This window comes from Streptomyces sp. MBT65, from assembly GCF_016612545.1.
GTDB lineage: Bacteria > Actinomycetota > Actinomycetes > Streptomycetales > Streptomycetaceae > Streptomyces.
Genome location: NZ_JAENRY010000037.1, coordinates 13,716 through 33,635, shown reverse-complemented (window position 1 = coordinate 33,635; position 19,920 = coordinate 13,716). Strand labels below are relative to the sequence as shown.

General features: G+C 70.5%; 19 protein-coding genes. 9 read left to right on the top strand and 10 right to left on the bottom strand.

Going from position 1 to position 19,920, the window contains the following annotated elements; all coding sequences use genetic code 11:
• Nucleotides 1-10 precede the first annotated feature (10 nt).
• Both JHN63_RS11210 and JHN63_RS11205 read left to right on the top strand, forming a co-directional pair.
• Nucleotides 11-976, top strand: coding sequence for a zinc-binding alcohol dehydrogenase family protein (locus JHN63_RS11210; protein WP_200679276.1), 966 nt, complete (start codon nucleotides 11-13; stop codon nucleotides 974-976).
• 83 nt (nucleotides 977-1,059) lie between these two features.
• Nucleotides 1,060-2,859, top strand: coding sequence for an FAD-dependent oxidoreductase (locus JHN63_RS11205; RefSeq protein ID WP_200679274.1), 1,800 nt, complete (start codon nucleotides 1,060-1,062; stop codon nucleotides 2,857-2,859).
• Between the two features lie 49 nt (nucleotides 2,860-2,908).
• Here JHN63_RS11205 and JHN63_RS11200 read toward each other — a convergent pair whose 3' ends face one another.
• The 8 genes from JHN63_RS11200 to JHN63_RS11165 all read right to left on the bottom strand — a co-directional run bounded on the left by JHN63_RS11200 (nucleotide 2,909) and on the right by JHN63_RS11165 (nucleotide 10,648).
• Nucleotides 2,909-3,679, bottom strand: a complete 771-nt coding sequence (locus tag JHN63_RS11200; RefSeq protein ID WP_200679272.1) for an SDR family NAD(P)-dependent oxidoreductase — start codon at nucleotides 3,677-3,679, stop codon at nucleotides 2,909-2,911.
• Between the two features lie 37 nt (nucleotides 3,680-3,716).
• Entirely contained in the window at nucleotides 3,717-4,709 is a 993-nt protein-coding gene (locus JHN63_RS11195; protein ID WP_200679270.1) for a LysR family transcriptional regulator, read from the bottom strand.
• A 157-nt stretch (nucleotides 4,710-4,866) separates the two neighbouring features.
• Nucleotides 4,867-5,823 (bottom strand): fumarylacetoacetate hydrolase family protein, encoded by a 957-nt coding sequence (locus JHN63_RS11190; protein WP_200679268.1) that lies wholly within the window; start codon nucleotides 5,821-5,823, stop codon nucleotides 4,867-4,869.
• 3 nt (nucleotides 5,824-5,826) lie between these two features.
• Nucleotides 5,827-7,197 (bottom strand): FAD-binding oxidoreductase, encoded by a 1,371-nt coding sequence (locus JHN63_RS11185; protein ID WP_200679266.1) that lies wholly within the window; start codon nucleotides 7,195-7,197, stop codon nucleotides 5,827-5,829.
• A gap of 8 nt (nucleotides 7,198-7,205) precedes the next feature.
• Nucleotides 7,206-8,183, bottom strand: coding sequence for a cyclase family protein (locus tag JHN63_RS11180; RefSeq protein WP_200679263.1), 978 nt, complete (start codon nucleotides 8,181-8,183; stop codon nucleotides 7,206-7,208).
• Nucleotides 8,180-9,187 carry an amidohydrolase family protein gene (locus JHN63_RS11175; RefSeq protein ID WP_200679261.1) on the bottom strand — a complete coding sequence of 336 codons (1,008 nt, stop codon included), beginning with the start codon at nucleotides 9,185-9,187 and terminating at the stop codon, nucleotides 8,180-8,182. The genes JHN63_RS11180 and JHN63_RS11175 overlap by 4 nt, the downstream gene beginning before the upstream one ends.
• Complete coding sequence (locus tag JHN63_RS11170) at nucleotides 9,184-10,308, bottom strand: FAD-dependent monooxygenase (protein WP_200679259.1); 1,125 nt, start codon at nucleotides 10,306-10,308, stop codon at nucleotides 9,184-9,186. Before JHN63_RS11170 ends, JHN63_RS11175 begins: the two co-directional genes overlap by 4 nt.
• Before the next feature lie 34 nt (nucleotides 10,309-10,342).
• A complete protein-coding gene (locus tag JHN63_RS11165; RefSeq protein WP_200679258.1) occupies nucleotides 10,343-10,648 on the bottom strand; it encodes an antibiotic biosynthesis monooxygenase in 306 nt (101 codons plus the stop codon).
• A 264-nt stretch (nucleotides 10,649-10,912) separates the two neighbouring features.
• Here JHN63_RS11165 and JHN63_RS11160 point away from each other — a divergent pair, with 264 nt between their 5' ends.
• The 5 genes from JHN63_RS11160 to JHN63_RS11140 all read left to right on the top strand — a co-directional run bounded on the left by JHN63_RS11160 (nucleotide 10,913) and on the right by JHN63_RS11140 (nucleotide 17,188).
• On the top strand, nucleotides 10,913-11,878 hold the full coding sequence (locus JHN63_RS11160) for a fumarylacetoacetate hydrolase family protein (protein WP_200679257.1): 966 nt from the start codon (nucleotides 10,913-10,915) through the stop codon (nucleotides 11,876-11,878).
• Nucleotides 11,875-12,810 carry a VOC family protein gene (locus tag JHN63_RS11155; RefSeq protein ID WP_200679256.1) on the top strand — a complete coding sequence of 312 codons (936 nt, stop codon included), beginning with the start codon at nucleotides 11,875-11,877 and terminating at the stop codon, nucleotides 12,808-12,810. The genes JHN63_RS11160 and JHN63_RS11155 overlap by 4 nt, the downstream gene beginning before the upstream one ends.
• Before the next feature lie 48 nt (nucleotides 12,811-12,858).
• Nucleotides 12,859-14,160 (top strand): histidinol dehydrogenase, encoded by a 1,302-nt coding sequence (gene hisD / locus JHN63_RS11150; RefSeq protein WP_200679255.1) that lies wholly within the window; start codon nucleotides 12,859-12,861, stop codon nucleotides 14,158-14,160.
• Nucleotides 14,157-14,981 (top strand): SDR family NAD(P)-dependent oxidoreductase, encoded by an 825-nt coding sequence (locus JHN63_RS11145; RefSeq protein WP_200679254.1) that lies wholly within the window; start codon nucleotides 14,157-14,159, stop codon nucleotides 14,979-14,981. Before hisD ends, JHN63_RS11145 begins: the two co-directional genes overlap by 4 nt.
• Before the next feature lie 296 nt (nucleotides 14,982-15,277).
• A complete protein-coding gene (locus JHN63_RS11140; RefSeq protein WP_200679253.1) occupies nucleotides 15,278-17,188 on the top strand; it encodes a hypothetical protein in 1,911 nt (636 codons plus the stop codon).
• Between the two features lie 95 nt (nucleotides 17,189-17,283).
• Here the strand turns inward: JHN63_RS11140 and JHN63_RS11135 are convergent, their stop codons facing one another.
• Nucleotides 17,284-17,682 (bottom strand): nuclear transport factor 2 family protein, encoded by a 399-nt coding sequence (locus JHN63_RS11135; RefSeq protein ID WP_200679252.1) that lies wholly within the window; start codon nucleotides 17,680-17,682, stop codon nucleotides 17,284-17,286.
• Nucleotides 17,683-17,752: 70 nt separating this feature from the next.
• Here JHN63_RS11135 and JHN63_RS11130 point away from each other — a divergent pair, with 70 nt between their 5' ends.
• Both JHN63_RS11130 and JHN63_RS11125 read left to right on the top strand, forming a co-directional pair.
• On the top strand, nucleotides 17,753-18,316 hold the full coding sequence (locus JHN63_RS11130) for a PadR family transcriptional regulator (protein ID WP_200679249.1): 564 nt from the start codon (nucleotides 17,753-17,755) through the stop codon (nucleotides 18,314-18,316).
• Between the two features lie 5 nt (nucleotides 18,317-18,321).
• Nucleotides 18,322-19,047 carry a class I SAM-dependent methyltransferase gene (locus JHN63_RS11125; RefSeq protein WP_200679247.1) on the top strand — a complete coding sequence of 242 codons (726 nt, stop codon included), beginning with the start codon at nucleotides 18,322-18,324 and terminating at the stop codon, nucleotides 19,045-19,047.
• Between the two features lie 15 nt (nucleotides 19,048-19,062).
• Here JHN63_RS11125 and JHN63_RS11120 read toward each other — a convergent pair whose 3' ends face one another.
• Nucleotides 19,063-19,875: an alpha/beta fold hydrolase gene (locus JHN63_RS11120; RefSeq protein ID WP_234476439.1), complete on the bottom strand. Its 813-nt coding sequence runs from the start codon at nucleotides 19,873-19,875 to the stop codon at nucleotides 19,063-19,065.
• Between the last annotated feature and the right edge of the window lie 45 nt (nucleotides 19,876-19,920).

Here is a 19,920-nt window from a genome sequence, read left to right as displayed (position 1 = left end):
GAGAACAGCCATGGACATCCACGCCGCGGTGGTCCACTCGTTCGACGCCCCGCCCCGCTACGCGCCGTTCGACCTGCCCGCCCCCGCCGGCGAGGACCAGGAAGTGGTCGACGTCCTCGCCGTGGGCCTGCACCCCCGCGTCCGCACCGGCGCGTCGGGCAGCCACTACACCAGCACCGGGAAGCTGCCGTTGGTGCCCGGCGTAGACGGTGTCGGCCGTCGCGAGGACGGTCGCCTGGTGTACTTCGTCGCCGACGACGAACTGACCGGCCCGATGGCCACCCGCACCGTCATCGACAGCCGCCGCGCCATCCCGCTGCCCGACGGCGCGGACGTCGTGAGGATCGCCGCCGCGATGAACCCCGCCATGTCGTCCTGGGTGGCACTGCGCCGCCGCGTCCCGATCGAGGCGGGGCAGTCGGTGCTGATCCTCGGCGCCACCGGCAACGCCGGACAGATGGCCGTCCAGGTCGCCAAGCGGCTCGGCGCCGGGCGGGTCGTCGGCGCCGGACGCGACCGGGCCCGCCTCGCGGCCCTGCCCGGAATCGGCGCGGACGCGACCGTCGCGCTCACCGACGACGCCGACGCCACCGGGACCGCGCTGGCCAAGGAGGCCGCCGAAGTCGACCTGGTCATCGACTACTTGTGGGGCAGGCCCGCCGGTGACGCGATCATGGCGGTGCTGCGGGCCCGCGCCGACCGCGGTCGCGCCCTGAACTGGATCCAGATCGGCGCCATGGCGGGCCCCACCATCGAACTCCCGTCAGTGGCACTGCGCTCGGCCAACTTCCGGCTCCAGGGCAACGGACAGGGCGCCGTGTCCACCAGGACGTACCTGGAGGAACTCCCGTCCCTGGTCGAGGAGATCGAGAGCGGCGGCATCGCGGTCACCGCCAAGGCGGTCCCGCTCGCCGACGTCGAGAGCGCCTGGAACGCGCCCGAGGTCCCGGGCGTACGCACCGTCCTGGTGCCCTGACCCCGGCAAGGACCGTCATGCAACGCGTACGGGAATCACAACGCGTCCTGGAATCAGTGGAGTTACCGAAGGAGCCCGGAGCCATGTCCCCCACCACCGACACCGACGTCATCATCTGCGGCACCGGCGCCGCCGGTCTGACCCTCGCCCTCGACCTAGCCCGCAGGAACATCGCCTTCCTGCTGATCGACAAGGCGGCGCAGCCGTTCGCCGGCTCGCGCGGCAAGGGCATCCAGCCCCGCAGCCAGGAGGTCTTCGAGGACCTCGGTGTGATCGACCGGATCGTCGCCTCCGGCGGCGAGTATCCCGTGCAGCGCGTCTACACCGCCGACGGTCCCATCGACCAGGTGGGCGTGGAGATGTCGGAGCCGACTCCGGAGGAGCCGTACCAAATACCCTTGCTCGTCCCGCAGTTCCTCACCGAGCGCCGACTGCGCGAACGCCTCGCCGAGCTGGGCCATGCCTCCCACTACGGCCACGAACTCGTCGGCTTCGAGCAGGACGCCGACGGTGTGACCGCGCGGATCGCCACCCCGGACGGTGAACGGACCGTACGGGCAAGGTACTTGATCGGTGCCGACGGCGGATCGAGCTTCGTCCGCAAGGCACTTGGCATCGGTTTTCCCGGAAAGACCCTCGGCGTACGGGCGATCGTGGCCGACGTGTACGTCGACGGCGTCTCGTCGGACGCCTGGCACCGTTGGGGCGAGGACACCGCCGGGCAGGTGTCGATGTGCCCGCTCCACGGCACCGACATGTTCCAACTCCAGGCCCCCGTCCCCTTCGACGTGGACCTGGACCTCTCGGCCGAGGGGCTCACCGCCTTCCTCCGCGAACGCACCGGCCGCGACGACGTCGTGATCCGCTCGGTGTCCTGGGCGTCCGCGTTCCAAATGAACGCCCGGCTCGCCGACACCTATCGGCGGGGGCGCGTGTTCCTCACCGGGGACGCGGCGCACTGCCACCCGCCGACCGGCGGACAGGGCCTCAACACCAGTGTCCAGGACGCCTACAACCTCGGCTGGAAGCTCGCCGCCGTGCTCGACGGCGCCCCGGAAACCCTGCTGGACACGTACGAGCAGGAACGCCGGCCCATCGCCGAAGCCGTCCTCGGCCTGTCCGAGAGGCTGCTCGAAGCGGCCAAGAACCGCGACATCCACCGGGGCCGTGAGGTCAGTCAGCTGGACCTCGGCTACCTGAACTCGCCCCTGTCGCTGCGCACTTCCGGGCGCGACCGGGGCGTACTGGCCGGCGACCGCGCGCCCGACGAGCCCGTCACCGGCGCGGGCGGCCTCCCCACCCGCCTGTTCAGCCTGTTCCAGGGACCCCACTGGACCCTCCTCGGCCACGACGTCGACGAGGACTCGGCCCCGGCAGCGCGCCCCGGCCTGCACATCCACACCATCGGCGCCCGGGGCGACATCCTCGACAGCGGCGACCGCGTCCAGCGCGCCTACGGACTCTCCTCCGAGCAGTGGGTGCTCGTCCGCCCGGACGGATACGTCGCCGCCGTGCTCGACACCGCCGAACTCGGCGCCGTAGAAGCCTATTTGGAGACCGTCGGCGTCCGCCCCCTCGCGGCGACGCGACCCACCATCACGGAAGCGAGCACCGCCATGCCCACAGAGACCTCGTCCGACAGTACCGGCACTCCCCGCACCCGACGGGAGCACCGACAGGCCCGAACCGCCGCCGAGCGGCGGCTCGCCACCGCCCAGCGCGAACTCCACCAGCTCTCGCGCCAGGTCCAGCGCGACCTGCGCAGCGTCCGACGGCACGGCGAGACGACCGCCGTCGTCGCCCGCTCGAACCTCGCCGAACTCGCGGTCAAGAGCATCAACCGGCTGACCGCGGGCCTCCGCACCGACCGCACCGACCAGTAGCGCCGCACTCCTCACCCACGACGGCCGACACCGCCCGGGGCGACGGCCGTCACGGGGCGTCGAGCGCGTTGGTGATCGCCTTCACCCCGCCGTGCGCCGCGTACCCGCCGTCGACCGTGATCTCCGCGCCGTTGACGTACGACGCCTCGTCCGACAGCAGATAGACGACCAGCGGAGCCACCTCGTCGACCGTGCCCGCCCGGCCCTGCGGGGTGAGCGAAAGATGGGCCTGGACGAACACCGGGTTCGCGGACGACATCAACGGGGTCTCGATATAGCCGGGGTGGATCACGTTCGTACGGATGCCGCGCGGCGCCAGCTCCAGCGCGGCCACCTTCGACAGCCCGCGCAGGGCCCACTTGCTCGCGGTGTACGCGACCGCGTGATGCGCGGTGAGACCCGCGACCGAGCCGACGTTCACGATGGACGAACCGGCCGGCATCAGCGGGAGGAGGGCCTGGATGCCGAGCAGCGCGCCCGTGGTGTTGACCGCGAACGCCCGGTTCCAGTCGGCGAGTTTGACCTCACCGAGCCGCGCCCGCATGGGAATGCCCGCGTTGTTCACGAGACCGTGCACCACGTCCAGTCCGGCCGCGAGATCCGCCCAGTCGTCCTCGGACGACACGTCCAGGTGCCGATAGGTGACGTCCAGGCCGTCGGCGCGCAGGGACGCGGCGAGCTTCTCGCCCGTCTCGTCCAGGACGTCGGTCGCCACCACCGTCGCCCCCTCCCGGGCCGCGGCCGCCACCTCGGCGGCGCCCTGGCCCTGCGCGGCCCCGGTGACTACGACGGTACGACCGGCCAGACGCGTACGGCTCACGGTTCCTCCAGGGGGTGCGGGCTGTCTCCCGTCCACGCTAGGAAGCCGCGGTCAGCTCCGGAAACGCACGATCGGCATGGGTGGCATCCGCGTCGGCGATCTCGTCGGTGATCGCGCGCACCACCGGGTCGTCCAGCGACGCGCCCACCTCGCGGACCGTCTCCCGCAGCCAGCGGTGCGCCGGGTCCGCGTGCCGGTTGTGGTGCCAGTACATCGCCTCCACCAGCGGTACGTCAGGGAAGGGCGTCGGTACGACGGCGCAGCGTGCGAAGCTCTCGTAGCGCCGGGCGAGCCGCTCGGGGACCACGGCGACCAGGTCGGTGCCGCCCACCAGGAACGGCAGCACGTTGAAGCCGGGAGTGCTCACCTGCACCCTGGGCGTGATGCCGAGGGTCTCCAACTGCCGGTCCGCAGGCGTGAGTTTGCCAACCGCGCAGGCCGCGTGCGGCATCTCGGCAAGGTCGCGCAGCGAGAGCCGACCGTCCACCAGACGAGGGTTGTCCGGGTCGACGAGACACACGAACCGGTCGTGCATCACGGCCTCGCTCACCCCCGGCAGCTGATAGCCGAGCGGCACGATCATCAGGTCGTGACAGCGCAGATGCGTCTCCGTCTCCAGCTGCCCCATGACGATCGGGTGGAAGTCGATCCGGATGCCGGGGGCCTCCTGCGCGAGGGCCCGCAGCAGCGGTTCCACGAACACCGTCATGACATAGTCGGACATCACGACCGAGAACCGCTGCCGGCTGCGCGAGGGATCGAAGTGCCTGGTCAGCGACAGCGCCTCCTCCGCCTTGTGCAGGGAGGACCGGACGACCGGCAGCAGCCGCTCCGCGAGCGGGGTCAGCTCGTACTCGCGGCCCACCCGCACCAGCAGCTCGTCGTTGAAGTGCCGCCGCAGCCGGGCCAGGGAGCCGCTCATCGCGGACTGGCTGGTGGACAGCCGCACCCCCGCGTGGGTGACGTTCTTCTCCTCCAGGAGGGCTTCCAGAGCCACCAGAAGATTCAGGTCGATTGCTCCCAGACCCATGCGCCTGTCCTTCCGGCCGCGTCGTTGAAGCTCGGTGAAACCGGAGCGTAACGACCGCCCTCCCGCCGAGGAAGGGGCCGGGAGCGAAGTCACAGGGATCCGATAGCTGCCATCGGATCCCCGGATGTGTGCAGGTAGGAAGGGTGCGCGGTCGGATCTACGGCCTCGGCGTCCGGCCGCGCTTGCGGGCGCGCGGCAGGTACACGTCCGTACGGCCGGGCACCACGCGGTTGGAGAGGGTGCCGAGGCGCTCCACCGCGAGGGTCACCTCGTCGCCGGGCCGGAGCGGCGGCGGGGTGCGCTCGCCGACCCGGCCCCAGAACTCCGCCAGCGCGCCCCAGCCGCAGGTGCCCGAGCCGAGGATGTCCCCGGGGCGCACCCAGGCGTCCCGGGAGGCGTAGGCGATCATCTCCTCGAAGGTCCAGGAGACGTTGGCGAGGGTGTCCCGGCCGATCAGCTCCCCGTTGAGGGTGACCGTCATCTCCAGGTCCAGGAAGCCGTCCGGGTCGCGTCGGTCCTCGACCTCGTCGGCGGTGACCAGACAGGGACCCAGCGTGTTCGCGAAGTCCTTGCCCTTGGAGAAGCCGAGGCCGAGGTTCTTCTCCGGCTTCTGGAGATCCCGCGCCGACCAGTCGTTGAAGACCAGATAGCCGACGATGTGCTCACGTGCCTGCTCCGGAGTGAGATCACGCCCGCTGCGTCCGATGACGACCCCGACCTCCAACTCGAAGTCGAGCACCGAACAGCCCGCCGGAACCGGCACCTCGTCGTGCGCGCCGTACGCCGCATGGGGGTTGGTGAAGTAGAAGTTGGGCGCCCGGTACCACTCCTCGGGTACGTGCTCCAGGCCGTCCAGGGACTTCGACACCCCCTCGATGTGCGCCTCGAAACCGACGAAGTCCCGGATGGACGGCGGCTCCAGCGGCGGCAGCAGCCGGACCTGATCCACTGTCAAGTCGCTTGGCTGCCTTAGGGCTTCGGTACCGGCCGCGTGCAGCACCTCCTGCTCCAGCAGGGTCAGTACCGTGACGCCCTCGGGCAGTGGATGGACGGTTCCGTCCCGGACGACCCCGGCGCGCTCCACGCCCTCGTACTCGTATGTCGCGAAACGCATCGCTCACTGCTCCCAGTGGTTGGTGTTGGTGACGGCCCCCGTGCTCAGATGGCCGGCGAAGAGCCCCTTGGGGTCGCGTGCGGCCCGGATCTCCCGCAGCCGCCGCCACTGCTCGTCGCCCATGAACCTCAACTGCCGCACGGTGAAGTCGGAGTCGCCGAGGTACTGGCCCGCGGTCACCGGCCGCATGTCCGCCATTGCCCCGTCCAGCCAGGTACGCAACTCCGCGTCCCGCGCGGGGTCGTCATGGATGACGTACGTGGCGCAGTAGATCTCCGACTGCAACGAGAAGGCCATGTCGGGGAGTTGGCGGAGCGGGGCCATGGAGAACCAGATGGTGAAGGTCTGCCGGGTGGGCTGCTCGGTGAACGCCTTGCGGATCGCCGGCACCACCTCGTCGGCCGGGCCGGTCAGCCATGCGTTGTCGACCAGGTAGCGATGGCCCTCGGGGTTGGCGGTGCGCTGGCCCGCCAACTGCTCGGCGAGCGTGGTCTGTTGAGCCTCCACGCGGAACAGGGCCTGGTCCGCGTACGGGTTGGCGTGCAGCGGCGCCAGCGCCTCGGCGGCCTCCTCGGCCGTGTTCGTCATCGACACGCCCGTGACCAGCAGCACCGGTTCGTCCAGGTCGGGCGGTGTCTGCGTGAGCGCGACGATCTCCACCAGGTCCGAGACCGTGTGGTGTATGCCGTGCAGCCAGATCATGACCTCGTCGAACAGGTCGAGCGGGTACGCGTGCACGGTGTGGCCGAAGTACGTCGGCAGGGGGCGGGTGCGGAGGTGGAAGCGGGTCACGACGCCGAAGAAGCCCGGGCCCGCGCCACGCGCCGCCCAGAACAGGTCGCTGTGCCGGGTCTCGTCGGCGCGCACCAACTCGCCCTCGGCGGTGACGACATCGATCGCCACGATGTTCTCCGCCGCCCAGCCCCAGCCCCGAGCGTTCCAGCCCTGGCCGCCCTGGAGCAGGAATCCGCCGATGCCGACGGAGGGGCAGTGCCCGCCGTTGAAGAAGCGGCCGAACTCCCCGAGATACGGGTTGAGTTCGTCGCCGCCCTTGACGCTGGGGGTCGCCGTCACGATCCCGGTCCCCTGGTCGTACGCCATCTCGCGGAAGCCCCCGAGGTCGATCAGCAGCGCGTCCTGGCGCACCGACCAGGCGGCCCAACTGTGCCCGCCGGAACGGACGGCGACCTGCCAGCCGCGCTCCAGGGCGAGGCGTACCCCTTCGACGACGTCCTGCTCCGACTCGGCCATGAGGACGGCGGCCGGTGAACGGTTGGTCGGGCGGCGGGCGTTGAAGACCCGGCCGAAGCACGCCGTCTCGAAGTCCTCGTCGTCGGGGAGGTGAAGGGTGCCGGAGAAACGGTTCAGATTCACGCGCGTACTCACTTGATCGCGATCGGGTTGACAGGGGCGCCCACCGCACCGGTGACCGGCAGTGGCGCGGCGACCAGCAGGAACTCGTAGACACCGTCGGCCGCGCAGTCCTCGGCCAGGGCTTCCAGGTCCCACATCTCGCCCAACGGGAGGCCCATGTTGGGGATCGCTATCTGGTGCAGCGGGGACATCGCGGGCTGCGGGAACTCGTACGGCCGCACCTCAAGTCCCCAGGTGTCGGAGGCGATCGCCGCGATCTCGGTGCGGTGCAGCCAGCCGAGGGTGGTGAAGGAGAGACCGGGCGCGTCACCGGCGGCGTAACCGCCCCACGCGCCGAGCCGTCGTACGCGGCCGAGTTGCCCGGTGCGGATCAGGACGAGGTCGCCGCGCCGGACCGAACTCGTCGCGCCCTGCGCCTCGATGGTGGCCCGCAAGTGCTCCTCCAAGATGGGGAAACCGTCCGGGAGTTCACCGTGTTCGTCACCGACCGCGCGTCCTACGTCGAGAAGGACCCCACGGCTGGTGAAGGCCTCCTTCATGTGCTCGATGCCGGTGACCGAGTCGCCGTCGCCGTTGACGATGGTGCACGGACGGCCGTTCCACGCCTGCTTGTTGTCGTAGATGTGGCCCAGGCCGTCCCACTGGGTGGAGGCCTGCAAGGGCATCACGACGTGGTCGTCGGCGCCGCCGAAACCGTGCGGGAAACCCTGGGTGCCGGCCGCCGCGTCGGAACCGGTGTCCTTCATGTAGTGGACGGGGTTGATACGGCCGCGGAAACCGCGCTGCGGGCCGGACTCGTTGAACTCCTGGGCGAGCGAGAAGGACCGCCCGCGCCGCACCAGGCCCACCGCGTGGGCGCGGATCGCGTCGTCGATGAAGTTCAGCGTGCCGAGCACGTCGTCCTCACCCCAGCGGCCCCAATTGCGGTAGGCGGAACGGGCCTTGGCGAGTTCCTCCTCGATCGGCCCGAGGGCACCGGCGGTCATCGCGTACGTCCTTTCAGCAGCAGGTCGAGGGCGTTGCCCCCGGCGACGGCGGCCCGGTCGGCCGGGGCCAGCCCGGCCGCGTCGAGGCGGGCCACCGGGTCGTCGACCCCCATGTCGAAGGGGTGGTCCGTGCCGAGGACGACCCGGTCCGCGCCCACCTCCTCGACGAGATGGCGCAGTGCGCCCGGGGTGTACACCAGCGCGTCGAACCACATCCGCCGCAGATAGCTGCTGGGCAACTCGGCGCAGCCGCGCGCGTCTTCGCGTACCTGCCAGGCGTGGTCCGAACGGCCGATGTACGTCGGCAGATAGCCGCCGCCGTGCGCCGCCACCAGCTTCAGACGAGGGAAGCGGTCGAGGACGCCGGTGAAGATGAGATGCGAGAGGGCGACGGTCGTCTCGACGGGCTGACCGACCGTGTTTCCCAGGTAGCCGGTGGCCAGCCGCTCACCGAGGGAGCAGCCCCAGGGGTGGATGAACACCACCACGCCCAGCTCCTCGGCCCGCTGCCACACCACGTCGTGCGCGGGGTCGGCCAGTTCGCGGCCGTCGACCGTCGTGGAGACACTGATGCCGTACAGGCCATGGTCGTTGACCGCCTGGTCGAGCAACGCGACCGCGAGGTCCGGGTGTTGGAGCGGGACGGTGCCGAGGCCGTACAGCCGGTCGGGTGCGGTGGCGCAGTGCGCGGCGACGGAAGCGTTGACCGTGCGGGCGAGCCCGATCGCGAGGTCCGGGTCCGCCCAGTAGTGGTGCATCGGCATCGGGCCGACCACCTGGATGTCCACACCCATCGCGTCCAGGTCCGCGAGGCGGGTGGTGACGTCCGTCAACCGGGGTGCCAGGCGCTGGAGTTGGGCGCGGTTGACGGCCAGGGACACGGGGGAGTGGGCGCGCTGCTCGGCCGCGAGTTCGGCGGCGAGACCCGGGGTGCCCGCGACCAGGGCGTCGGCGGCGGGGACGGCGAGATGGCCGTGGAAGTCGACCACGGGCGAGCCGGTCATGCGGCGGCCGTCAGGTTGTCGAGCGTCTCGGACATGATGCGGGCCGGGTCGGCGCCCGGTGTGCCGGGGTGGATCTCCCAGTCGGCGAGCTGGAGCGAGTTCTCCAGAACCATCCGAACCCGGGGCAGTCGCCGGTTCATGAAGCGGTCCAGGGCCTTCTCCGTCGGCTCCTCCGCCGTCACCACCTCCGCGAGCAGCACCGCGTCCTCCATGCACATCGCCGCACCCTGCGCGATCAGCGGCGGACAGGCGTGCGCCGCGTCGCCGATGACCATCGCGCGGCCCCGGTGCCAGGGCTCGTCGACGAGGATCGCCTCGATCCAGCGGTAGTCGACCGCCGTGTCCTCGGGCAGCGAGGCGAGGATCCTGCCCCAGGTGCCGCCGTACCCGGCGCCGCGCTCACGCAGCAGGGCGAGCGGGGCGCGGGGGCCGACCAGGGCGGTGTCGAGGTTCTCGTCCAGGAGGTAGGCGTAGCACTGGTCGGGGGAGATCGGGCTGTAGCCGGCCTTGAAGCGGGGGCCGCCGTAGTACACCTCGGCGCAGTCCATCTCGGGCGGGCGCTCCGCGACGACCCGGAAGATCGACATACCGACGGGACGGGGCTTCGCGTCGATGCCGATCAGGGCGCGCATCGCCGAGTTGATGCCGTCGGCGCCCACGACGAGGTCGTAGCGGCCGGTCGAACCGTCCGTGAAGGCCACGTCCACGTGCTCGGGCGACTGGTCGAGCCGGTCCGCGCTCAGCCCGAGGCGCACCCGCACCCCGTGCGCACGCACCGCGTCGCACAGCGCGTCCTGCAGATCCGAGCGCAACGCGCCCGCCGTGGACGGCAGTTCGGGCCCACCGGTGTGCGGGGTGTTCAACTCGGTGATCAGCCCGCCGTCGGCGCGGCGCAGCCGCATGAGGTCGAAGGGCACCGCCCGGGCCAGCACCCGATCCAGCACACCCACCGAGCGCAGCGCCTTCAGCGCGTTGCCCTGAAGGGTGATGCCATGGCCCACACCGAACCACTGCGGAGAGATCTCGGCGAGCTCCACCTCGACGCCCCGCTGGGCGAGCGCGAGACACAGCACGCTTCCGGTGATGCCGCCGCCGACGACGAGCACCTTTTGTACGGGCATGGGCGATCCTTGCGAACGTAGACAGAAGTGGGGGTCAGCCCGAGAAACGGGCGCCGAGCTCGTGGAAGTGCTCGACGGCCGGCGGCTCGGCGAAGAACGGTCCGACCAGGGCCCGCCAGCGCCCGAAGGCCTCGGACTCCCGGAAACCGGCCGTGTGCGCCTCGACGGACTCCCAGCCGACCAGCAGCAGAAAGGTCGCCGGCCGCTCCGCACCGCGCAGCAGCTCGGCCCAGCGGAACCCGGCGGCCTCGGCCAGCACCTCACGGGCCTTGCCGAACACCTCCGCGAACTCCCGCTCACGCCCCGCCTCGACGGTCAGCTCGGCATGCTCGACTATCACGTTCTTCTCCTCGGGAAAGTGGGTGCTCCGAGCCTGCGTGGGCGGCCGACACAGGGTCAACGGATCGAGGCATCGCCAAGGGGGACGTCATGCATCCCGTACGGCGATGGAGCCGCGGCCGATCGACCGACGGGCCCGCCGCGCGGGGAGCCGCGCCACGACACGGCGGGCCGGTGATGGCAGGCATCGCGGATCGCCATTTCCGCCGGGTCCCCGGGCTGCCTAGCGTCGAGGGCGAGCCCCCACCCGTACGAGGAGAGCGCCGTGCCCGATCCACTGCCCACCCACGCCGGACCCTTCGCGCTCGGCACGTTCGCCTCCGGTGAGGCACGCTTCCCGGGTCTCGTCACCGGTTCCCGTGTTCGCGACCTCTCCGACCTCGTGCCGTCCGTCCGCGCGCTCGTCGAGGACTGGGGGACCTGGCTGCCCCGCCTCGGGGACCTCGCCACCTCGACGGAGGGCACCTGGCACGACCTGGCCGCACTGCGCGTCCTGACCCCGATCGAGCCCGGCCAGATCCTCCAGAGCGGCGCCAACTACCGCAAGCACGTGGTCGATCTGGTAGCCGCCGAGAAGGAGAGCGTGCACGGCGCCACCCCCGAAGAGGCCCGCGCCGACGCGGAGTCGATGATGGACGAGCGTGCCCGCAACGGAGTGCCGTACGTCTTCCTCGGCTCCCCGCGTGCGATCAGCGGCCCCTACGACGACATCGTGCTCCCCGCGCTCGGCGAACAGCACGACTGGGAACTCGAACTCGCCCTGGTCATAGGGAAGTCGGGCAGGAACATCCCGGCCGAGGAGGCGATGGACCACGTCGCCGGGTACACGATCTCGAACGACCTCACCACCCGGGACCGCCTCTACCGGCCCGACCTCAAGGCCATCGGCACCGACTGGTTCACCGCCAAGAACGCCGACACCTTCCTGCCGACCGGACCCTTCATCGTCCCGGCGGCCTTCGTCGGAGACCCCGGCGACCTGCGCATCACCTTGCGCCACAACGGAGTTGTCCGTCAGGACGAGTCGACGAAGGACATGATCTTCGACATCCCCCGGCTCATCGCCTACGTCTCCACGACCACCACCCTGCGCCCCGGCGACCTGCTGCTCACCGGTTCCCCGGCCGGCAACGGCGCGCACTGGGGCGTCTTCCTGAAGCCCGGCGACGTCGTCGAGTCCGAGATCACCGGCCTGGGCCACCAGCGCAACACCGTCAGGAGCGGACAGTGACCTTCCAGCCCATCACCCATCTGCGCCATGTCGACCTGGCCGTACCGGACTTCGCCCGCCAGCGCGCCTTCTACGGCACCACCTGGGGCCTGACCGAGGTCGCGAGCGACAGCGGAGTCGCCTTCTTCGCCGCCGAGGGCAGCCCCGAGCAGTACATCGTCCGCATCCGCGAGGACGAACGGAAGCGGATGGACCTGGTCGCCTTCGGGGCCGTGTCACCGGCCGCGGTGGACGAGCTGCACGGGCGGCTGGGGCGTACGAGTGTCCAACTCCTCGGTGAGCCCGGTGCGTTGGACACGCCCGGCGGGGGGTACGGCTTCCGGTTCTTCGACCCGGACGGGCGGGTCGTCGAGGTCTCCGCCGATGTCGCCACCCGCACCCACCGCAAGATCGAGGAGCGCGAGGCCATCCCGGTCCGGCTCTCGCACTGCGTGGTCAACTCCCAGAACCCGGAAGGGCTAAGGGACTTCTACGTCCAGCACCTCGGGTTCCGGCTCACCGACACCCTGTACTCGACGCACATGGGCGACCTCATGTACTTCCTGCGGTGCAGCCCGCTCCACCACTCCTTCGCGATCGCCCGGGGACCCCATGTCTCCCTGCACCACGCCTCGTTCGAGATGCGCGGGGTCGAGGAGTACATGCGCGGCACCGGCCGGGCACTGCGCGCCGGGACCCGGCTCACCTGGGGGCCCGGCCGGCATCTCGCCGGCGACAACACCTTCTCCTACTTCCACGACCCGCACGGCAACACCGTCGAGTACACGACCGAACTCGCCGTCCTCGAAGAGGACTTGTGGCACCCGGGCCGTCATGACGTCGACGACCCGATCACCCAGGACCAGTGGGGCACCGCCGACCCGATGAGCGAGTCGGTCGCCAAGGAGCAGTTCAACGACCCCGACGTGCTCTTCGAGGCGCCCCCCGTCTGATCTCCCTCTCCGTCTCTGTCGCGAACCACCCGCAGAAAGGCCGCAGTTGTGGCAACGATCCTGAAGCACGCCGTGCCCACGTCGGAGGTGACCGCCTCCCTCGACCAGGTGCGCGAGACCGTGACCGGCGTCATCGCGGACATCCGCGCGCGCGGCGACGAGGCGGTGCGCGCCTACTCCGAGAAGTTCGACAAGTGGAGCCCCGACTCCTTCCGGCTGACGGACGAGGAGGTCGAGAAGATCGTCGCGTCGGTGCCGCAGCAGGTCATCGACGACATCCGCTTCGTCCAGGAGCAGGTGCGTACCTTCGCCCGCCATCAGCTGGACTCCTTGCGGGAGTTCGAGGTGGAGACCCTGCCCGGAGTGCGGCTCGGACAGAGGCACATCCCGGTCCGGGCGGCCGGCGCCTACATCCCCGGCGGCCGCTACCCGCTCACCGCGTCCGCCCACATGACCATCGTGACCGCCAAGGTCGCGGGCGTGCCCCGGGTCGTGGCCTGTACGCCGCCGATCCACGGGGAGATACCGGCCGCCACCGTCGCCGCCATGCATCTCGCGGGCGCCGACGAGATCTGGCTGCTCGGGGGAGTGCAGGCGGTGGCCGCCATGTCCGTCGGGACGGACACGATGCGGCCGGTGAATCTCATCGCCGGGCCCGGCAACGCCTATGTCGCCGAGGCCAAGCGGCAGCTCTTCGGGGAGGTCGGCATCGACCTGTTCGCCGGGCCGACCGAGATCCTCGTCCTCGCCGACGAGCAGGCCGACCCTTTCGTGTGCGCCGTCGATCTGCTCTCCCAGGCCGAGCACGGCCCGGACTCCCCGGCCGTCCTCATCACCACCTCCAGCGAGGTCGCCGAGAAGACGATCGCCGAGGTGGAACGCCTCCTGCCCGGCATGCCCACCCGCGACTTCGCCGAGCCCGCCTGGCGCGACCACGGGCAGGTGCACGTCGTCGACACCCTCGACGAGCTGTACACGCTCGCCGACGCGTTCGCCTTCGAGCACGTCGAGGTGCTGACCGCCGAACCGCGCCTCGCACTGGAACGGATGACCCAGTACGGCGCCCTGTTCCTCGGCGAGGGCACCTGTGTGTCGTTCGGCGACAAGGTCATCGGCACGAACCATGTGCTGCCCACACGTGGTGCCGCGCGCTACACCGGCGGCCTGTGGGTGGGGAAGTACCTCAAGACGGTCACCTACCAGGAGGTCACCGACACCGACTCCCAGACGCTGCTCGGCCGGCTGTGTGGACGGGCCGCTCGCGTCGAGCTGTTCGAGGGACACGCGCGCTCCGGTGACGTACGCGCCGCGAAGGCCGCGGGCGACGAACTGCCCTGGAACTCCGCGTGACTTCGGACCCCGGGGTGATCTTGGACTCCGGCGGCACCTCGGATCGCCGTACCCCTCTCGACGGTCGTACGGCCCTGATCACCGGCGGCGGGGGACCGCTGGGACGCGCCTTCGCGCTCGCCCTCGCGGACTCCGGCGCCCGGGTGATCCTCGTCGGCCGCAACGAGGCGGCGCTCGCGGAGGCGGCGGCTCAGGTGGAGAAGGACGGCGGACAGGCCCGTACGGGAGTGTGTGACGTCTCCGACCCGGCGGCCGTGGACGCGCTTGCCGCCCAACTCGCCGACGAGGACGTCTTGTTGCTCGTCAACAACGCCGGAGTCACGGGCCCGGTCCGCCCGCTCGTCGACATCGACCCGGACGAGTGGGACGACGTGTTCGCCGCCAACGTCCGGGGCGTCTATCTGATGTGCCGGGCCTTCCTGCCGCCGATGCTCGCGGCCGGACGCGGCGACATCGTCAACGTCGCCTCGGTCAGCGGCAAACGCCCGCTGCTCAACCGCACCCCGTACACCGCCTCCAAGATGGCGCTGCTCGGCCTGACCCGGACCCTCGCCGGGGAGGTCGGACCGCAGGGGATCGCGGTCAACTCCCTTTCCCCGGGCCCGGTTCGGGGGCCGCGCATGGACCGCAACTTCCGGCTCACCGCCGAACTGACCGGCTGCACGGTCGCCGAGGCCGAACGCGACTTCGCGTCCCGGGCCGCCCTCGGTCGGCTCGTCGAGGAGCACGAGGTCGCGCAGGCGTTGGTGGCGATGCTCGCGATGCCCGGCCTGTGCGGGGCGGACATCGACCTGTCGGCGGGGATGATCGCCCCGGCGTAGCGGAACAGCGTGCGGGAAACGGTGAGGTGGACGGCGTACGAGCCGCCCGCCTCACCGTCGTGCGTACGGGCGTCGACCCCCTATGACGACTCTGTGTGACCGCCATGAAATGGTCGCCGTGATCCGAGGCATCGGACTCCCATATATGTGTGCCGCCTGCCTGTTCCCCAATTCTCGTGGCTGCTTCACTCCCTCGTGCGCACCTTCGGTGCCTCCGCCGGGCCGTCCGCATCCCGCGTTCGACGGCCGGCCGGTCACACTGCGCAACGGCGCATCGATCCCTGGGAAGGCAAGCAATGACGCTGATCACCCGACGCTCGGTCCTGATCGCCGGTACCGCCACGGCCGGCGCCGTACTGGTGCCGGCGGTCTCCGCCACCGCCGCGCCGACGGCCAAGAAGGCTTCGGGCACACGGATCTCGGTCGGATCCGGTGAGACGTACACGGTCACCGCGACCACCCGCGTGAGCGAGTTGACCATCGCGACCGGCGGGAAGATCGTCGCCCCGGACGGCTCCAGCCTCTCGCTGACGGTCGACGGAGTGGAGACCGGTCAACTGCTCACCGGCACCGGCGCGACGGCCACCCTGATCCAGGCCGGCACCTACCGGGGTGACGTCGTCCTGACCGTCGCCGCGGCCAACGAGGTGACGTACCAGACGCTCACCTTCCCGTTCCGGCAGGCGGTGTACGTGGACGGCGACGGCGTGGTCAAGGACAAGTCCGTCCTCGCGGCCGTCCTCGGCGGCAAGCTGACGGACGCCTACGCCAGGAACGTGTCGATCACCTCGACCGGCGAGTGCTTCGACGGCGTGTACGTCCAGGACGCCACCTACACGCTCGACCGGCCCTCCATCTCCCTCACCGGCAACGGCCGTTCGGACTTCGCGGGCTACGGCGCCGCCGTCGTCGGCGACGGTTCCTCGACCACGCTGGTCGTGGACGGCGCCCGGATCGACACCAGGGGAGTCGTCCGCACCGCCGTCATCGCCGACGACGGCGCCAACGTCATCGTCAAGGACTCCGTCCTGCGCACCCGCAACGGCGTCCTGCCCGCCGACTACCGAGCGACCGTGGAAACGCCGTACATGGAGTCCGTGCCCTGGATGCTCGGCCTCGACGGCAACGTCCGCGCCACCAACCTCATCGGCGCCAACAGCAAGGCCACCTACCTCAACTCCACGATCTTCTCGGAGACTTGGGGCGCCCTGTCGGTCGAGGGCGGCAGCGGACTCAAACTGACCGCGATCAACAGCCACTTCGGCAACACGGGGGAGTACGGCTACGGCACCTACGCCATCGGCGACGCGACCGTGCGCGTGCTCGGGTCACGGCTCGACGTGGGCAGCTACGCGACCATCATCGCGGGCCCCGCCGCGGTCGTGCACTACGGCGACAGCACCAAGGCGGCCGTCTCCGCGCTCAACACCGAGCTGGAACTCGGGCTGTCCAAGGCCGAGTTGGCGTCGATCCCGGTGCGCAACACCGTCGTGAACTCGGGGCACTTCGGCTACATGTTCTTCGGTACCGGCCAACTGACCCTCGACGGCGGCACGGTGATCAACTCCGACCGGGCCACCTTCCTCAACAAGGGCCAGCAGACCACGATCAGCGTCGACGGCTCCCAGGGCGCCCGGCTCAACCCGCGCGACGGGATCATCCTCCAGATGATCGAGCTGGACGACCCGGGCCCGGTCCCGGTCGACGGCAAGATGATGAACACCGGCGTCTACACCGAGCCCACCGGCGACCCGACCAAGGACGCGAGCTTCGACCCGACCGCCGTCCACGCCACCGACGGCGCCGCCACCTTCAACTCCATAGCTCTGAAGGGCGACTTCTACAACGGCATGCGCAAGGGCAAGAACATGGTCCTCACCTTCGAGGGGTCCCGAGTCGAGGGCGTCATCTCCGCGACGACCGCCAAGCACCGCGTCTCCAGCATCGACGCGTCGACCTTCTACGAGCTGGGCATCGTCACCAACACCGTGGGGGCCGCGGTCAACAACGGCGCGATCGTGCAGCTCAACAGCGGCTCGACGTGGACGGTCACCGGCACCTCGTACCTGACCCGGCTCGCCCTCGCCGCCGACGCGACCGTCAGGGCGCCCCGGGGTAAGAAGGTCACGCTGACGGTCGACGGGACGGTCACGGCCATCACGGCGGGCCAGACCTACACGGGCGCGCTCACGCTGACGGTGGCGTGACCCATGGAGGAGACGCGAGGCTCAACCGGCCGGCGGCTCAGCCTTGTTGGCGATCCGCACAGCTGATCCGCGCGTCCGCCTCCTGGGGGTTCTGCTCAACCGATCCGCGCCTGCGCCTCCTTGGCGATGGTCTCGAACTGCGCGGCCATCGCCTCCTGGAGCGCCTGCGCCCCCGACAGTGGGCGGACCATGACCATCAGGTCGTCGATCAGGCCCTCCTCGTTGACGTGGATGAAGTCGCAGCCGGTCAGCTGACGGTCGCCGATCCGCGCGCTGAACACCAGCGCGTGGTCGGTGCCGTCCGGGTCGCCGATCTCCCGCTCGTACCGGAAGTCCTCGAAGACCCGCGCCACCGCGTGCAGGATCGCCGCGGTGATCGCCTTCCCGGGATACGGCTTGAACACGACGGGGCTGGTGAAGACCACGTCCTCGGCCAGCAGTGCCTCGACGGCGTCCATGTCCTGCGCCTCGACCGCCTCACGGAACGCACGCATCGGCTCACCTCATAGTCAATTTGTTGAGTAGGTGTGGATGAGACTAATCAACGGCTGTTAGCGTGTCCACATGTCCCTCAAGTACGCGGTCCTCGCGGCCCTCCTGGAAGGGGAGGCCTCGGGCTACGAGCTGGCGAAGGTGTTCGACGTGTCGCTGGCGAACTTCTGGCCCGCGACACCGCAGCAGCTCTACCGCGAACTGGAGCGCCTCGCCCAGGACGGGCTGATCGCGGCACGGGTCGTACAGCAGGAACGCAGGCCCAACAAAAGGATGTTCACGCTCACCGAGGCCGGCCGGCGTGACCTCGACACCTTCGCCGCCGAGCCGCCCCGACGCCCGACCGCCATCCGCGACGAACTCCTCATCAAGATCCAGGCCATGGACGGCACCGACACCGCCGTGACCCGCGAGCTGATCGAGGAGCGCAGGTCGTGGGCGCGCGGCAAGCTCGACCGCTACGAGCGCGTACGGGACCGGCTCCTCGGCGGCCGGACCGAGGACGAGTACCTCCGGGACGCCGAGCGCGTCGGGCCGTATCTCACGCTCATGGCCGGGATCGCCTTCGAGGAGGAGAACCTGCGCTGGTGCGAGCGCGTTCTCGCGATCCTGAAGCAGCGGGTTGCCCTAGGCTGATCCGGATGTTCAGCCCCGAAGGCCCCAGTCTGCGCGAACTCGCCGTCCAGGCACTGTCGTCCGTCGAGCACGGCTACGACCTCCTCGCGCCCAAGTTCGACCACACCCCGTTCCGGACACCGGCCCCGCTGCTCGACGCGGTCGCCGCGATGCTGGAGCGCGTCGGCCCCTTCGACGACGGACTCGACCTCTGCTGCGGCACGGGTGCGGGCGCCGACGTGCTGACGAAGGTGTGCCGGGAGAGCGTCACCGGCGTCGACTTCAGCGCGGGCATGCTCGCGGTCGCGCAGGGGCGTCCCCGGGCCGCCGGGCCACGTGTGTCGTGGGTGCGGGGTGATGCCCGGGCCCTGCCGTTCGCGCCCGCATTCGATCTGGTGGTGAGCTTCGGGGCGTTCGGCCACTTCCTGCCCCGCGAACTGCCGGGGCTGTTCGCCCAGGTCCACTCCGTGCTGCGACCCGGCGGCCGCTTCGCCTTCCCCGTCGTCGCGCCGCCGCGCCCCACGACCCCCGCGTACTGGATGCTGTCCGGCTTCGACGCGGTGATGAAGGTGCGCAACGCCGTCTGGCGCCCGCCCTTCGTCATGTACTACCGGGACTTCCAACTCGGTTTCGTGCGCCGGGAGTTGGAGCGGATCGGCTTCGCCGTCGACCAGTACGCCCTGCCCGAGTTCGGGCGCCGGGGTGACGGCAGCCCCCGCGTCCGCATGGTCGCGGCGCGAAGGCTGCCGTAGCGGCTGGGGTGGGTGTCAACTCGTCGCGGACGCCGCCGACTTGATGACCTTCGTGACCAGGTCGGGGTGGGAGATCATCACCACGTGCGAGGCGTCCACCACGACCGTGTGCGAACCGGCCCGCTTGGCCTCGAAGCGCTCCAGGTCGGGTGCGATCGCCCGGTCCTGCGCCGCCACGACCGCCCACGAGGGGATGTCGTGCCAGGCCGCCGCCGTGGTGACGTCCGTGAACGCGGCCGAGCTGATGGGGCGTTGGGAGGCGCCCAGCAGTGCGGAGGTGGACACCGGGAGGTCGGCGGTGAACACCGCGTGGAACTTCGCGGTCTGGATGGCCAGATCGGTACCGCCCGAGCCGTCGGGCAGCGGCTGCAGGGCGTCGTTCAGCTGCGACCCGGGGAACCGCGCGGCGAGTTCGCCCAGTTGCTCGCCCTTGTCGGGCACGAAGGCCGCGACGTACACGAGTGCCTTCACACTCGGGTCGCCCGCGGTTGCCTGGGTGATCACCGCGCCGCCGTAGGAGTGTCCTACGACGACTTTCGGGCCGTCGATCGTCGTGAGGAGCGCGGAGAGATAGCCGGCGTCCGCGGTCAGTCCGCGCAGCGGATTGGCGGGCGCCACGACGGTGTAGCCCGCCTTCTGGAGCCGGGAGGTGACGGCCGACCAACTGGACGCGTCGGCGAACGCGCCGTGCACCAGGACCACGGTCGGCTTCGGTGCGGGGTGCTTGCCTCCGGTGGCGGGTGCCGCCGAGGCGGGGAGAGCGGTGGCCGCGAGGGCGCCGGCCGCGGCGGCCGCCCCGAGAAGTAAGGGTCTACGGGAAATCGACATGGGTCAGCTCCGGGTGAAGGGTGAGGTCGAGGAAGGCGGTGCGGA

Bases quoted from the DNA above. Each gene is read 5' to 3' on its own strand.
- JHN63_RS11205 (WP_200679274.1), top strand. From the start codon at position 1,060: ATGTCCCCCACCACCGACACCGACGTCATCATCTGCGGCACCGGCGCC.
- JHN63_RS11175 (WP_200679261.1), bottom strand. From the start codon at position 9,187: ATGACCGGCTCGCCCGTGGTCGACTTCCACGGCCATCTCGCCGTCCCC.
- JHN63_RS11170 (WP_200679259.1), bottom strand. From the start codon at position 10,308: ATGCCCGTACAAAAGGTGCTCGTCGTCGGCGGCGGCATCACCGGAAGC.
- JHN63_RS11120 (WP_234476439.1), bottom strand. From the start codon at position 19,875: ATGTCGATTTCCCGTAGACCCTTACTTCTCGGGGCGGCCGCCGCGGCC.
- JHN63_RS11210 (WP_200679276.1), top strand. From the start codon at position 11: ATGGACATCCACGCCGCGGTGGTCCACTCGTTCGACGCCCCGCCCCGC.
- JHN63_RS11180 (WP_200679263.1), bottom strand. From the start codon at position 8,183: ATGACCGCCGGTGCCCTCGGGCCGATCGAGGAGGAACTCGCCAAGGCC.
- JHN63_RS11195 (WP_200679270.1), bottom strand. From the start codon at position 4,709: ATGGGTCTGGGAGCAATCGACCTGAATCTTCTGGTGGCTCTGGAAGCC.
- JHN63_RS11125 (WP_200679247.1), top strand. From the start codon at position 18,322: ATGTTCAGCCCCGAAGGCCCCAGTCTGCGCGAACTCGCCGTCCAGGCA.
- JHN63_RS11140 (WP_200679253.1), top strand. From the start codon at position 15,278: ATGACGCTGATCACCCGACGCTCGGTCCTGATCGCCGGTACCGCCACG.
- JHN63_RS11190 (WP_200679268.1), bottom strand. From the start codon at position 5,823: ATGCGTTTCGCGACATACGAGTACGAGGGCGTGGAGCGCGCCGGGGTC.
- JHN63_RS11135 (WP_200679252.1), bottom strand. From the start codon at position 17,682: ATGCGTGCGTTCCGTGAGGCGGTCGAGGCGCAGGACATGGACGCCGTC.
- JHN63_RS11130 (WP_200679249.1), top strand. From the start codon at position 17,753: ATGTCCCTCAAGTACGCGGTCCTCGCGGCCCTCCTGGAAGGGGAGGCC.